Genomic DNA, 13,052 nt, shown 5'->3' with positions numbered 1-13,052 from the left:
GCTGGCCACCGCCGGGACATTTCCCCGCACCAGTTGGCTTATCATGCAGCATCCTCTGCGGGCTGCTGCCGCGCCAAACTCGCCGAGTTCATGCAGTAGCGCAGGCCGCCGGGTGCCGGGCCGTCGGCAAATACGTGCCCCAAATGTCCACCGCACACGTTGCAGCGCGCCTCGATGCGCTGCATGTTGAAGCTCTCATCGAAAAAATAGGCAATGGCATTTCGGGCCGCCGGCTGCCGGAAGCTGGGCCAGCCCGAAATGGCGTGGTATTTCTCCTCGGCTTCAAACAGCACCGCGCCGCAGCCAGCGCAGGCGTAGCGGCCGGGCTCGTAGGCGCGGCAGTAGGCGTTGCGGTAGGGCGGCTCAGTGGCGGCTTCGCGCAGCACGCGCAGCCGCTCGGGCGGCAGCAGCGCGGCCCACTCGGCCGCGGTGTGCTGCACGCGCCGGGCGGGCTCGGGGTTGCCATATTTGGCGTAAGCAAGGACGTCTTTCCAGCGCAGCATGCGGCGGTATTTTCAACAACCCGGCGCTTACTGCGCCAGCGACGCCGACGAGTTGGTGGCCGCCGCCGGGGCGTGGGCCAACGGCGCCGGACTGGCCGCGGCCTGCCCGCGCATCAGGCCCAGGTACACCGCCCCCGACACCAGGAAGCCCACGAACCAGGCGTAGTTGTACACGGCCACCAGTCCTGGCCACACCGTGCCCTTCTCCAGTACGCCAATGGCGGTTAGGAAGCCCGGCACGTTGGGCAGAATGCCGATGACGAGGGCCAGCATGGCGGCCGTATTCACGCCGTTGCGGTAGGCGTAGCGTCCGTGGTACTGGTAGAGGTCGGGCACGTCGAGGCGCTGGCGGCGGATGAGGTAGTAGTCCACAATCATGATGCCGCCGATGGGCCCGAGCAGCCCGGAGTAGCCCACCAGCCAGGTGAAGATGTAGCCCGAAGGGTCGGCGATGAGCTTCCAGGGGAAGATGAGCACGCCGATGACGCCGGTGATGTAGCCGCCGGTTTTGAAGCTGATGCGCTCGGGCGAGAAGTTGGCGAAGTCGTTGGCCGGGCTCACGATGTTGGCCGCAATGTTGGTGGCCAGCGTGCTCAGGGCCACGGCCAGCATGGCGAAGCTCACCAGCAGCTTGCTGTTGAACTTGCCGGCCAGCACCACCGGGTCCCAGATGGTTTTGCCGTAGATGACGAACGTGGCCGAGGTCACGACCACGCCCACGAAGGAAAACAGCGTCATCGACGTGGGCAGCCCGATGGCCTGGCCCATCTGCTGGGCGCGCTGGCTGGTAGCGTAGCGTGTGAAATCCGGAATGTTGAGCGAGAGCGTGGCCCAGAAACCCACCATGCCCGTGAGCGAAGGAAAGAAGAAGGCCCAGAACTGCGCGCTATCGGTGAATTTGCTGGGTTGCGCCAGAATGGGTCCCAGCCCATTGCCCGCCGAAATGGCCCACCACAGCAGCGCCAGTGCCGCCACCGGCAGGAAAAACGCCTTGAACACCAACAGCTTCCGAATACTCTCGACGCCCTTGTGCACCACGTACATATTCAGCAGCCAAAACAGGAAAAACAGAATAGCCGGCCCCGTAGCCAGCCCCCAGCTGGTCGGAAACACGGCCGGCAGCGTAGCCAACGACGGCACCCACAGCACTGCCATCTGGTACAAAGCATACCCCCCAATCCAGGTTTGAATCCCGAACCAGCCGCAGGCGATAATGGCCCGGAGCAGCGCCGGCACGTTGGCCCCGCGCACGCCAAAGCTGGCCCGCGCAAACACCGGGAACGGAATGCCATACTGCGCGCCCGCCCGGCCATTCAATAGCATGGGAACCAGGACAATAGTGTTGCCCAGAAAGATGGTGAGCAGGGCTTGCCACCAGTTCATGCCGCCCTCGATGAGCGAGCTGGCCAGCATGTAGGTGGGGATGCACAGGCTCATGCTAATCCAGAGCGCGGCGTAGTTGCCGGTGCCCCAGGTGCGCTCGGCGGGCAGCACGGGCGCCAGGTCGGGACTGGTGAGGCCGGGGGCGGGCGTTTGGGTAGCAGTATTCATGGCGGGGTTTCGGAGAGGAGTTTCCAACAGAAATGACGGGCGGTTAGCGCTGCCCGGCCGCCGCGCGGCGCTGCCGCCGGATGGTTTCGGCCTGGTAGAAAGCGGCTTCGTCGGCGTAGGCGTCCACGGCCCAGGCGGGGCGGTCGCGCACGATGAGCTCGCGCGAGCTTTGGAGCATGGCCCAGGTTTCGGCCGTGCCCAGGGCGCGGGTGGAGTCGGCCAGCAGCGCGGCCTGGCACTGCTGCAGCACCGATTCCTGGTAGGCAATCTGGGGGCCGCCGGGGCCCTTCAGCTTGCTGGCGGGCGTACGCTTCTGGTAGTAGGAGTCGCCGTGGTAGGTGGCGGTGGTCACGTAGCGGTCGGAGCTGGCATCGCGGTGCCGGCGGCCGCTTTCCACGGCAGCATGCATTGCGGCAATCTGGACCGGCCGCACGGCGTTTGAAATCTGGTTGATGAGCTGGACCTGGGCCGAGGCCGAATCAGCCAGGCCCAGCAGAGCCAGCAAGAGTAGCAGGTGTTTCATGCGAAGAAGTGGAATGCGAAACCGCCCCGACAAGGGTTTGCCAAGATACACGGGCTCCCGCAGAAACGCAGCATCGACGCCCGCCCCAGCCGCTTGCCCGTTGCTACACCGGCAGCCGGTACCCTTCCGCCAGCGCGCCGAACTCGGCCACTTGGCGGGCCTGCCAGGCGGCGTCGTGGCCCAGCTCCCGGGCCAGTAGCGCGGCTACCACGGGCGCCGCCCGCCCGGCCGCCGCCGCGTCCAGAAACAGCAGGCGCACGCGCCGGGCCAGCACGTCTTCCACAGTGCGGGCCAGCTCGTGGCGCGCCGCCCACACCACTTCGGCCTGCTGAAATTCCAGCGGCGGGGCCAGTCTTTCGGCCAGGGCCGGGATTTCTGTAATGAGCCGTTGCAGCCCGGCGCAGTCAGAGCCGTAGTGGGCCTGGTGGTTGGTGGGAGGCACGGCATCAGCCCCGCCGGCCCCGTGAATGGGTAGATGCGCGGTGCGGCTGGGCGCAGCCGGCAGCAAGCCCCGGGCAATGGCGTGGTCGATGGCATCCTGGCCCATGCGGCGGTAGGTGGTCCACTTGCCGCCGGTGATGGTGATGAGGCCGCTGGCCGAAGCCACGATTTTATGGCGGCGCGAAACCTCCTTCGTTTTGGCAGTGCCATTGGCCGAAGCCGCCAGCGGGCGCAAACCCACGAACACACTCCGCACATCGGCCCGGGTGGGGGGCTGGGCTAAGTACTGCGCGGCCGTGCGCAGCAGAAAGTCGATTTCGGCTTCCTGCGGCCGAGGTTCCAGGCTGGCGGTGGGCACGGGCGTATCGGTGGTGCCGAGGAGGACGCGGCCCAGCCACGGCACGGCAAATAGCACCCGGCCGTCCTCGGTTTTGGGAATCATGAGGGCCGCGTCGCCGGGCAGAAACGAGCGTTCTAGCACCAGGTGCACGCCCTGGCTGGGCTGCACCAGCGGGCCGGCGCCGGGTTCGTCCAGCCGCCGCACTTCGTCCACAAAAATGCCGGTGGCATTCACCACGGCTTTGGCGCGCAGCTCGTAGGCGCGGCCGGTTTCAAGGTCAGTGGCGCGCACGCCGGCGAGGCGGCCGGCGGCGTCTTTCAGCAGGCCCTGCACGGCGCAGTAGTTGAGGGCCGTGCCGCCGTGGTCGATGACGGTCTGGGCTAGGTTCACAGCCAGGCGGGCGTCGTCGAACTGGCCGTCGTGGTAGAGTACGCCGCCGCGTAGGCCGTCGGGGCGCAGCGTGGGCAGTTGGTGCAACGTTTCGGCCCGGCCGAGGTGGGTGGACGCGCCTAGGCTGAGGCGGCCGGCCAGCAGGTCGTACAGCTTCAGGCCGAAGGTGTAGAACGGGCCGCCCCACCAGTTGTAATTTGGAATAATGAATGCCTGATTCTGGCAGAGGTGCGGCGCGTTTTGCAGCAGCAGGCCGCGCTCGTGCAGGGCCTCGCGCACCAGGCCCACGTCGCCCTGCGCGAGGTAGCGCACGCCGCCGTGCACCAGCTTGGTGCTGCGGCTGCTGGTGCCTTTGGCGAAATCAGCCTGCTCCAGCAGCAGCGTCCGGTAGCCCCGGCTGAGGCCGTCGAGGGCCACGCCCAGCCCCGTCGCGCCCCCGCCGATGACGATTAGGTCCCAATCCGGCGTGGCGGCTAGCTGCTGAAGCAGGGTTGCGCGGGAATAGGGGTTGGGTGAAGGTGGAAGGTGGGACATGGGCGAAGATTTAAACGAAACCAGAACGAAGCCGGAACGTCATGCTGAGCGCGGCTGAAGCATCTCTACTGCAGTAGTATTCCTTTCGATTGAATTGCGTTGCGCAGTAGAAATGCTTCGGCTGCGCTCAGCATGACGTTCTTTCTACTCACCGCTCACTACTCACCGCTCACTATTCATCGCTCACTATTCACCGCAGCAACCCGGCTATCTGCTCCACCAGTACGGGCACGCTCAGGCCACCCATCACCAGCACCACCAGCCAGCCGGCGGCCAGCATCCAGCGCGGGTGGCGGTAGGGGCCCATCAGGCGGCGGCTGGTGGCGGCGATGAGGACGATGGCCAGGGCAATGGGCAGGATGAGGCCATTGACGGCGCCCGCGAAAACTAGCAGCTGCGCCGGCTTGCCCACCAGCACAAACACGCTAGTGGAAAGCACGATGAACACGGAAATGCACACCCGCTCGTGGCGCGCAAATACGGGATGGAATGTCTTGAAAAACGACACCGACGTGTAAGCCGCGCCCACCACTGAGGAAATGGCCGCGCTCCACAAAATCACCCCAAACACCCGAAACCCCACCTCGCCCGCCGCTGCGCGAAACACGCTTGCGGCGGGGTTATCCTTATCCAGCACCGCACCCTGCACCAGCACGCCCACGATGGCCAGAAACAGCACAGAGCGCATGACGGTGGAAATAACGATGCCGCTGAGGGCGCTGCGTGTCACCTGCGGCTGGCTGCCCGGGCCTTTGATGCCCGCATCGAGCAGCCGGTGCGCGCCCGAAAACGTGATGTAGCCGCCCACCGTGCCGCCCACGATGGTAACAATGGCCGCCGCGCTAATCTGTGTGGGCAGTACCGTGTGGTGCAGCGCCTGCAGCAAGGGCGGGTGCGCGCTGACGGCAATGCCCAGGGTGAGCAGAATCTTCACGGTGCCCAGAATCTTGGTGAAGCCGTCGAGCATCTTCCCTACCTCCTGCACCCAAAACAGCAGCAGCGCCACTGCGCAACTTATCAGGGCGCCCTGCTCATAGCTCAGGCCGGTGAGCACATTCAGACCCAGCCCGCAGCCGGCAATGTTGCCGATGTTGAAAGCGAAGCCGCCCAAAATCACCATCGCGGCCAGGAAGTAGCCCAGGCCCGGCAGCAGCTTGTTGGCCAAATCCTGGGCCCGCAGCTCGCTCACCGTGAGAATGCGCCAGGTATTTAGCTGCGCGCCGATATCGAGCAGCACCGAGAGCAGAATGACGAACCCGAAGCTGGTGAGCAGCTGCTGGGTAAACACCGTGGTTTGGGTCAGAAAGCCCGGACCGATGGACGAGTTCGCCATCAGAAACGCCGCGCCGAGCGTGGCCCCGCCCCACCAGCGGGCCTTGGGCAGCGGCCTCATGGGGCCACGGCCGGGCGGGCCGCTTGCAGCTGCACACCGGCGGCGCGCAGCTCGTGGTGCAGGCGCTGGGCAAATTCGAGGGCGTGGGCGCCGTCGCCGTGCAGGCACACGGTATCGGCGCGCAAGGCCACGTCGGGGCCCTGCTGGGAGCGGACCTGGCCGTCCATCACCAGGCGCAGCACCTGGGCAATGGCAGCGGCGGCATCGGTGATGAGGGCGTCGGGCTGGCGGCGCGGGGTGAGGGTGCCGTTGGCCTGGTAGGTGCGGTCGGCAAATACTTCGTGGGCCGTGCGCAGGCCCAGCTTCTCGCCGGCCCGGGTTAGCTCCGAGTTGGCCAGGCCGTAGAGCACCAGCTCAGGGGCGACTTTGTACACGGCTTCAGCAATGGCTTCGGCCAAGGCGGCGTTGGTGGCAGCCATGTTGTAGAGCGCGCCGTGGGGCTTGAGGTGGTGCAGCCGGCCGCCCTCGGCCTTCGCCACGGCATTTAAGGCACCCAACTGGTAGGCCGTCATGTCGAAAGCTTCTTCAGGCGAGATATCCATATTGCGCCTTCCAAAGCCCACCAAATCGGGCAGGCCGGGGTGGGCGCCGAGGGCCACGCCGTGCCGGAGGGCGGCGCGCACGGTTTGCCGCATCACGCCCGGGTCGCCGGCGTGGAAGCCACAGGCAATGTTGGCCGAGGTGATGAAAGGCAGCAGGGCCGCGTCATTGCCCAGGGTCCAGGCACCGAAGCTTTCGCCCATGTCGCAGTTGATATCGATGGTAGGAGTTGGGGGCATAGAGGGAAGATGGGCGGAGTATTCAGAACGTCATGCTGAGCGCAGTCGAAGCATCTCTACCTCAATACTAATCCAATCGGCTCAATGAAGCGGTAGAGATGCTTCGACTGCGCTCAGCATGACGTTCCTAGATTAGCTGCCGAATACAGTTGCAATCCCCCGCCGCAACGCCCGCAGCGCCCGCTCTTGCGCAAGGTACAGCGCCTGCGCCTCGTACAACGACACCTCCTGAAACCACAGCTGCTGCCCCAGCCGCACCTGCGCCAGCGCCGAAAAATCGGCCGAAATCACCTGCGCAATTCGCGGATAGCCACCGGTAGTCTGGTGGTCGGCCATGAGGACGATAGGCTGCCCGCCTGCCGGCACCTGCACTGTGCCAAACGTGACGGCGCTCGACAGCATCTCACCCTTGGTTTGGCGCACCAGCCCTAGCCCCTGCAGACGGTAGCCCATGCGGTCGGCCTCGGGCGTGACGGTGAAGGGCTGCGTCCAAAAAGCACATTGGGTTTCCGGCATGAACTCGCCGTATTCCGGCCCTGCCACGGCTCGGATGGTGGGGTTCGGCTGGGGCGTGGGGCGTAGCGCCGGGCCGGGCGTCCAGGCGGCCTGAGCCCAGGACTGGGAAGCTGCGGTAGTAGCTAAAGCGGCTATCAGTTTCCGGCCCACCGGGGTAGGCGCGCCACAAGGAATTACATCGCCGGACCGCAGCGCGCGGCCGTGCAGCCCGCCGAAGCCGGCCCGCAGGTAAGTGCTGCGGCTGCCCAGCACTGGCGCCACGGCCACCCCGCCCGCCACCGCCAGATAGGCCCGGCTGCCCGCCACCGGCGCTCCAAAAGCCAGTTCGGTGCCGGCCGCCACCCACACGGGCCGGTGTTGGCCCACCGGCCGGCCGTCGAGGGTGGGGGAGAGGTGGGCGCCGGTGAGGGCGATGAGCAGGTCGGCTTCAAACCGAATTTTGGGGCCTAGCAGCGTAATTTCTACGCCCGCGGCATTCTCCGCATTACCCACCAGCAGGTTGGCTACGCGCAGGGCGCGGGCGTCCATGGTGCCGCTCACGATGATGCCGTCCTGCTGGTAGCCGAAGCGGCCGAGGTCCTGCACGGTGGTGAGCAGGCCGGGACGGAGGATGCTAAGACTCATGCCGCTGGAGTTGCTGAAATTCGGCCTCGCTGATGGGCACGAAGCGCAGGTGCTGCCCCGCCTGGAGGCGGCTGGGCTGCGGCCATTCAGGATTAAAAAGCCGGAGCGGCGTGCGACCGATGAGCTGCCAGCCGCCGGGCGTGGGCAGCGAATAGATGCCGGTCTGGGCACCCGCAATGCCCACTGCGCCGGCCGGCACCAGCGGGCGCGGCTGGGTTCGGCGCGGGGTGGCCAGCCGCGCATCAATTCCGCCCAGGTACGGGAAGCCGGGCGCAAAGCCAATCAGGTGCACAAGGTATTCGGGCGCCGAATGTCGGGCAACTACCTCTTCGCTGCTCAGCCCGGTGTGCGTGGCCACTACTGCCAAATCAGGCCCGAACGCGCCCCCGTAGCAGACCGGAATTTCCACCAAAGTCGCCTCCGTAGACACTGCAGTAGCCAGCGCGGCGGGCAGCAGCTGTCGCAGTAATGCCGCCACCCGCTCATAGGGCGGGTAGCGGCCATTGTCGCTCAACTGCCACGGGTCGTAGTATAGGGTGAGGGTGGTGAAGGCGGGCACCAACTCGCGCAGACCCGCAAAGGGCTGCTGCGTGAGGTAGCCGCGCACGGCTTGGATGGCGCAGTGCGTTTTGGGGCTGATGCTGGTGCCGAATTCAAGCACCACGGCCGCGTCGCCCAGCGGAAACAGCCGCACAGAGGCAGGCAGCGTAGGCAGGGGCTCGGGCGTGGGGGACACGGGTTGGCGGTTACTTTTGGGCTCGTTGCACCGAGCTTTTGTCGATGAATTTTAGCTTCCGTAAATATGGCAGAGCCGGTGGGTTTCTGCTGGCGATGCTGGCCGTGGCCTGCCAGCGTACGCCCATTGTTCAGACCGGGCTGCCCGCCGCTGATACCGCTTCGGCGGTACCGCCGCGCCCGCTGCCGCCCGTCGAAAAAGGGGTTTCGGAAACGCTGGCCGTGGCGCGCAAGCAGAACATCAGCGGTGTAGCCTACCAGCTCAGCCTGCATATCCCGGACAAGAAAGCCGACCCCATTGCCGCCGAAGAAACCGTGAGTTTCACGCTGCGCGACAGCCGCGACCCGGTGCAGCTCGATTTCAAAGCGCCCACCGCCAACTTGCACGGCCTAAAGGTGAACGGCCAAATCGTGGCCATCGACCACCGCAACGAGCACCTCGTGCTGCCCGCCGCCACCCTGAAAGCCGGCCGCAACGTGGTCGAAATCAGCCTCGCCGCCGGCGAGCAGTCACTCAACCGCAACGCCGACTACCTCTACACGCTGCTCGTGCCCGACCGCGCCCGCACCGTCGTGCCAGTCTTCGACCAGCCCGATTTGAAGGCCACGTTCAAGCTGTCACTCACGGTTCCGTTAGCGTGGCAGGCCGTGGCCAATGCGCCGGTGCGCGACTCCGCCACAACGTTGGACGGGCGAATACCCGGTTCAAAAACTTACCGATTCGCCACTTCCGACAGCATCAGCACTTACCTGTTTTCCTTCACGGCCGGCAAGTTTACGCGCCTGAGCCGCACGCTGAACGGGCGGCCGATGACGTTGCTGCACCGCGAAACCGACCCGGCCAAGCTGCGCCTGAGCCTCGGCCCCATCTTCCAGCTGCACGCCGATGCGTTGCAGTTTATGGAACAGTACACGGGCATTCCGTACCCGTTTCAAAAGTTCGATTTCACAGCCATTCCCGACTTTCAGTACGGCGGCATGGAGCACGTCGGGGCCATCGATTACAAGGCCTCAACCTTGTTTCTGGACGAGGGCGCGACGCAGGACCAGGTGCTGGCCCGTTCCAATCTGGTTTCGCACGAAACGGCCCATATGTGGTTCGGCGATTTGGTGACCATGCGCTGGTTCAACGACGTGTGGATGAAGGAGGTGTTTGCCAATTTCATGGCCGATAAAATGGTGCCAGAAGAAAAACAGCGGCGTATTGACCCGGAAGAGAATTATTGGCTTGGCAGAGAGTTGAGTTATCGGCCACTACCTCGGCAGTTACAAGACCTTAAATTTGTCGTCGACCACTATCCGGCCGCCTACGGCATCGACCGCACGGCCGGCGCCAACCCCATCCGCCAGCCGCTGGCCAACCTGCAGGACGCGGGCTCGCTCTACGGCAACATCATCTACCACAAAGCGCCCATCATGATGCGCCAGTTGGAGCGCCTGATGGGTCCCGCAGCCTTCCAAGCCGGCCTGCAGGAATACCTGCGCAAATACGCCCACGGCAACGCCACCTGGCCCGACCTCATCGAAATCCTGGATGCCCGCACCCCCGCCGACCTGCAGGCCTGGAACCAAGTGTGGGTGAACCAGCCCGGCCGCCCCCTGTTCAGCTACCGCATCAGCGGTGGCCACGACCAGCGCTACGGCCTGTATGTGACGCAGACGGCCGAGGACGGCTCCGACCGCCTGTGGCCGCAGGAGTTTGAGGTCCTGATTGAATCGGCCAGCGGCGAGCAACAGCAGCTGAGCGTGAAAATGGAGGGGAAAGAAAAGGGCATCCGGATTCCTTTCCTGCCGAAGCGTATTGTGTTCAATTCCACGGGTGTGGGCTACGGCGTGTTTCCGGTGGCGCCGGAGTTGCTCAGCACCGTGACACAGCTGAAAAACCCGGTGACGCGGGCGGCCACCTACGTCAACGTTTATGAGAACATGCTCCGCGGCGAAACGGTCAAGCCGCTGGAACTGCTCACGCGGTACCGCCAGGCCCTCACCCGCGAGCCCGAAGAGCTGAACCTGAAGCTGCTCACGGGCCAGGCCAGCGCCATTTTCTGGCAGTTTCTCACGCCGGCCCAGCGGCAGGCCGTGGGCCCGGGCCTGGAAGCCGACCTGTGGGCCGCGCTGCTGAAAAATCCGGCGGCGAATTCCAAAAAGCAGCTTTTCAAGACTTATCAATCCATTGCCCTCACCAAGCCGGCCCAAACGCGCCTCTACCAAATCTGGCAGTCGCAGCAGGCCACGGCCGGCGTCAAGCTCACCGAGGACGACTACACCGCCCTGGCCCTGGCGCTGGCCGTGCGCGACTATTCGGCCACTACGCCCATTCTGCCCCAGCAGCTGGCCCGCATCAAAAACGTGGACCGCCGCCAGCGACTTGAATTCCTGATGCCCGCCCTCGCGTCCGACGTGGCCACGCGCGACGCCTTTTTTGCCACCCTGAAAGACGAGAAGGGCCGCGAAAAAGAAGCCTGGGTGACGGCAGCGCTGGGCTACCTGCACCATCCGCTGCGCCAGGCCACGTCGGAAAAATACCTGCTCGCCAGCCTCGATTTGCTGGAAGAAATTCAGCTCACGGGCGACATTTTCTTTCCCTATTCGTGGTTGCAGGCCACGCTGGGCAGCTACCAGTCGGCCACGGCCGCCGCCACGGTGCGGGCCTTCCTGGCCGCCCACCCCAGCTACAACCCCCAGCTGCGCGCCAAGCTCCTGCAAGCCGCCGACGACCTGTTTCGGGCCGAAAAGCTGGCGCGGTAGGCCGGCCTGCGCCACTATTCCTCCCCAGCCAATGGCCGCCACCATCCAACGCCTGAAACGCAGCTTTCGGCATTCCATCCGGCTTGGTACCGGCCGTGCCCACCTGCTGGCCTGGGCCCACCCCGAAATCGATTTCTCGCCCTATATCATCGAGGCGGCGCGGAAGAATTTTGCCTACGACGGACAGGCGGAGCCCAGTCGCGCTTCCTACCTCTACGAACTGTACGGCCATTCGGCGCAGCGGGCCCGGATTCGTCGGGCCGTGCTGAAAGCCCTCGCCACCGAGCAGGCTGATACCTGGACGCTGACGCAGCTGTTTGCGCTGGCGCGGCTCTTTGCCCGGCAGGGCGATGCCCAGGCCCGCGCGGCCATTTACCGCCGCTTTCTGAATCGTCCGATTGAGGGCTCCGACTGGGTTGGTGAGCAGGAGATTATCGAGCTGGATGGCCTGGCCGGCCTGCAATACATTGCCCGTAAGTACGGGCGGGCTTTCGCGAAAAACCCCCAGCTGTGGACGGACGACGGGCTCATTCGCTCTTTCCAGGAAATGTACCCGGCCGTGGATGCCTAGGCCGAGCTGCGGCAGCTGGCGACGCACGACGCGGCTGTGCGGCGCTACCTGCAGTTCGTGCAAGCCACGCTCGACCTCCGCGTCGCGCCCGCGCCGCCCGCCGCCGCGTCCAGCCTGGAAAGCCTCCTGCACACCACCAGCCGCGCCTACGGCCGCTTCGCGCTCCGCCGCAAAGCGCTGCAACCACCCGAAATCCAGCAGCTGGCCGAGCGCCTGCTGACGGAGGAAAACCCGGTTGTGCGCCGGAACCTGCTGCACATTTTCACCCGGGTTAAATTCCCGTTGGACTACCGGCCCATTCTGGCGTTGGCGCGTCAGAAAATGACCAGCGGCAACCGCCTCGCCACCGAATACGCCATCGAGGACCTGCAGCACCTGCGTGCGCCCGCCATCCGGGCATTTGCGCTGCAGCGGCTGGCCAGCACTACCCAACCCGGCCGCTACGCCGGCCTGCTGGTGAGCAACTACGAGCCGGGCGATGCCGCGCTGCTCACGGCGCTGGTTGGCCGTTTCCACAACGAGCACACGGTGGAGGCGCTGGCCGTCAGCTGCGTCGATATTTACCGGGCCAACCCCACGCCCGAGTGCGCGGCTCCCTTGCTGGCCCTCTACCACAAAATGAACTGCGGCCTGCACCGGAAAGAGGTGGTGCAGCTGCTCCTCGAAAACGACGTGCTGCCCACCGAAGTGAACGAGGAAATCGCCTTCGACAGCTTTCTTCCAACCCGCCAGCTGCACCGGCCGGCTTAGCCAGCCATTGGGCCCGGGGGTGCCTGGGCTTCGACCAGGCTTTTCTCCAGCACCAGCAGCGTGAGCGGCTGCCGCGGCACGCCGAAGCGCGGGTCGGTGGGAAAGGGCTCGGTGGCGCCGGTGGGGCGGTAGCCCTGGCGCGCGTAGTAGGCCAGAAGCTCGGCCCGCACCGAGATGACGGTCATCTTGCTGGTGGTGCAGCCGTGCTGCCGGCCGTAGTCCTCGGCGGCATGGATGAGGAACTTGCCCACGCCGTTGGTTTGGCGCCCTGGCTCCACGGCCAGCATGCCGAGGTACACCTTCTCGCCCGTGGCGTGGGCGTAGAAGCTGCCCAGCAGCTCATCGTTCGCGCCCAAACACATGAGGATGGCGGCGCCGGGCACGGCCAGCATTTCGCGCAGGCCGTCTTCGTCGATGCGCTGGCCGTCGAGCAGGTGGGCCTCGGTGGTCCAGCCTTGGCGGGAGGCGTCGCCGCGGTAAGCGCGGTTCACGAGGCGGGTGAGGCGGGGCACGTCGGCGGTGGTGGCAGTTGCGAGATACAAGGGAACGGTCATGCGGCGCAGATTCAGAGTATCTAACAGCACTTTTAGCTCAGAGCACTACGGATAAAATGAGCCTTGGATTTTAATTATTTCAATAAAAAAAATAAAATAT

Annotated in this window: 12 protein-coding genes; 3 read left to right on the top strand and 9 right to left on the bottom strand. The window is 65.3% G+C overall.

Translation table 11 applies throughout. The features are described 5' to 3' along the window. Nucleotides 1–41: 41 nt before the first annotated feature. The 8 genes from msrB to pxpB all read right to left on the bottom strand — a co-directional run bounded on the left by msrB (nt 42) and on the right by pxpB (nt 8,330). Complete coding sequence (gene msrB / locus Q5H92_RS23710) at nt 42–503, bottom strand: peptide-methionine (R)-S-oxide reductase MsrB (RefSeq protein ID WP_305014058.1); 462 nt, start codon at nt 501–503, stop codon at nt 42–44. A gap of 27 nt (nt 504–530) precedes the next feature. Then, nucleotides 531–2,054, bottom strand: coding sequence for an NCS1 family nucleobase:cation symporter-1 (locus Q5H92_RS23705; protein ID WP_305014057.1), 1,524 nt, complete (start codon nt 2,052–2,054; stop codon nt 531–533). Nucleotides 2,055–2,097: 43 nt separating this feature from the next. Further along, complete coding sequence (locus Q5H92_RS23700) at nt 2,098–2,577, bottom strand: hypothetical protein (protein WP_305014056.1); 480 nt, start codon at nt 2,575–2,577, stop codon at nt 2,098–2,100. Nucleotides 2,578–2,680: 103 nt separating this feature from the next. Continuing rightward, nucleotides 2,681–4,282, bottom strand: coding sequence for a glycerol-3-phosphate dehydrogenase/oxidase (locus Q5H92_RS23695; protein WP_305014055.1), 1,602 nt, complete (start codon nt 4,280–4,282; stop codon nt 2,681–2,683). A 190-nt stretch (nt 4,283–4,472) separates the two neighbouring features. Beyond that, nucleotides 4,473–5,675, bottom strand: coding sequence for an NRAMP family divalent metal transporter (locus Q5H92_RS23690; protein ID WP_305014054.1), 1,203 nt, complete (start codon nt 5,673–5,675; stop codon nt 4,473–4,475). Continuing rightward, complete coding sequence (locus Q5H92_RS23685) at nt 5,672–6,454, bottom strand: LamB/YcsF family protein (RefSeq protein ID WP_305014053.1); 783 nt, start codon at nt 6,452–6,454, stop codon at nt 5,672–5,674. Before Q5H92_RS23685 ends, Q5H92_RS23690 begins: the two co-directional genes overlap by 4 nt. 132 nt (nt 6,455–6,586) lie before the next feature. After that, the gene (locus Q5H92_RS23680) at nt 6,587–7,594 is read right to left on the bottom strand and encodes a 5-oxoprolinase subunit C family protein (protein WP_305014052.1); all 1,008 of its coding nucleotides are present in this window, start codon (nt 7,592–7,594) and stop codon (nt 6,587–6,589) included. Next, nucleotides 7,584–8,330 carry a 5-oxoprolinase subunit PxpB gene (pxpB, locus tag Q5H92_RS23675; RefSeq protein ID WP_305014051.1) on the bottom strand — a complete coding sequence of 249 codons (747 nt, stop codon included), beginning with the start codon at nt 8,328–8,330 and terminating at the stop codon, nt 7,584–7,586. Before pxpB ends, Q5H92_RS23680 begins: the two co-directional genes overlap by 11 nt. A 44-nt stretch (nt 8,331–8,374) precedes the next feature. Here pxpB and Q5H92_RS23670 point away from each other — a divergent pair, with 44 nt between their 5' ends. From Q5H92_RS23670 to Q5H92_RS23660, 3 genes are read left to right on the top strand one after another with little or no spacing between them, the layout of a single operon-like run. Next, a complete protein-coding gene (locus tag Q5H92_RS23670) occupies nt 8,375–11,077 on the top strand; it encodes a M1 family metallopeptidase (RefSeq protein WP_305014050.1) in 2,703 nt (900 codons plus the stop codon). Between the two features lie 31 nt (nt 11,078–11,108). Beyond that, nucleotides 11,109–11,648: a hypothetical protein gene (locus Q5H92_RS23665; protein WP_305014049.1), complete on the top strand. Its 540-nt coding sequence runs from the start codon at nt 11,109–11,111 to the stop codon at nt 11,646–11,648. Nucleotides 11,649–11,705: 57 nt separating this feature from the next. Next, nucleotides 11,706–12,398, top strand: coding sequence for a hypothetical protein (locus tag Q5H92_RS23660; protein WP_305014048.1), 693 nt, complete (start codon nt 11,706–11,708; stop codon nt 12,396–12,398). On the opposite strand, the gene Q5H92_RS23655 is transcribed toward Q5H92_RS23660, so the two are convergent. Continuing rightward, complete coding sequence (locus tag Q5H92_RS23655; RefSeq protein WP_305014047.1) at nt 12,395–12,952, bottom strand: GNAT family N-acetyltransferase; 558 nt, start codon at nt 12,950–12,952, stop codon at nt 12,395–12,397. The genes Q5H92_RS23660 and Q5H92_RS23655 overlap by 4 nt on opposite strands. Nucleotides 12,953–13,052 lie beyond the last annotated feature (100 nt).

Origin of the sequence: Hymenobacter mellowenesis, from assembly GCF_030581005.1 — a bacterium.
In the GTDB taxonomy this organism is placed as follows: Bacteria; Bacteroidota; Bacteroidia; order Cytophagales; family Hymenobacteraceae; genus Hymenobacter; species Hymenobacter mellowenesis.
This window is presented reverse-complemented; position numbering and strand designations above follow the sequence as displayed.

Coding starts and splice junctions, on each gene's coding strand:
- msrB (WP_305014058.1), bottom strand. CDS start 503: ATGCTGCGCTGGAAAGACGTCCTTGCTTACGCCAAATATGGCAACCCC.
- Q5H92_RS23655 (WP_305014047.1), bottom strand. CDS start 12,952: ATGACCGTTCCCTTGTATCTCGCAACTGCCACCACCGCCGACGTGCCC.
- Q5H92_RS23665 (WP_305014049.1), top strand. CDS start 11,109: ATGGCCGCCACCATCCAACGCCTGAAACGCAGCTTTCGGCATTCCATC.
- Q5H92_RS23695 (WP_305014055.1), bottom strand. CDS start 4,282: ATGTCCCACCTTCCACCTTCACCCAACCCCTATTCCCGCGCAACCCTG.
- Q5H92_RS23690 (WP_305014054.1), bottom strand. CDS start 5,675: ATGAGGCCGCTGCCCAAGGCCCGCTGGTGGGGCGGGGCCACGCTCGGC.
- Q5H92_RS23685 (WP_305014053.1), bottom strand. CDS start 6,454: ATGCCCCCAACTCCTACCATCGATATCAACTGCGACATGGGCGAAAGC.
- Q5H92_RS23700 (WP_305014056.1), bottom strand. CDS start 2,577: ATGAAACACCTGCTACTCTTGCTGGCTCTGCTGGGCCTGGCTGATTCG.
- Q5H92_RS23670 (WP_305014050.1), top strand. CDS start 8,375: ATGAATTTTAGCTTCCGTAAATATGGCAGAGCCGGTGGGTTTCTGCTG.
- Q5H92_RS23680 (WP_305014052.1), bottom strand. CDS start 7,594: ATGAGTCTTAGCATCCTCCGTCCCGGCCTGCTCACCACCGTGCAGGAC.
- Q5H92_RS23705 (WP_305014057.1), bottom strand. CDS start 2,054: ATGAATACTGCTACCCAAACGCCCGCCCCCGGCCTCACCAGTCCCGAC.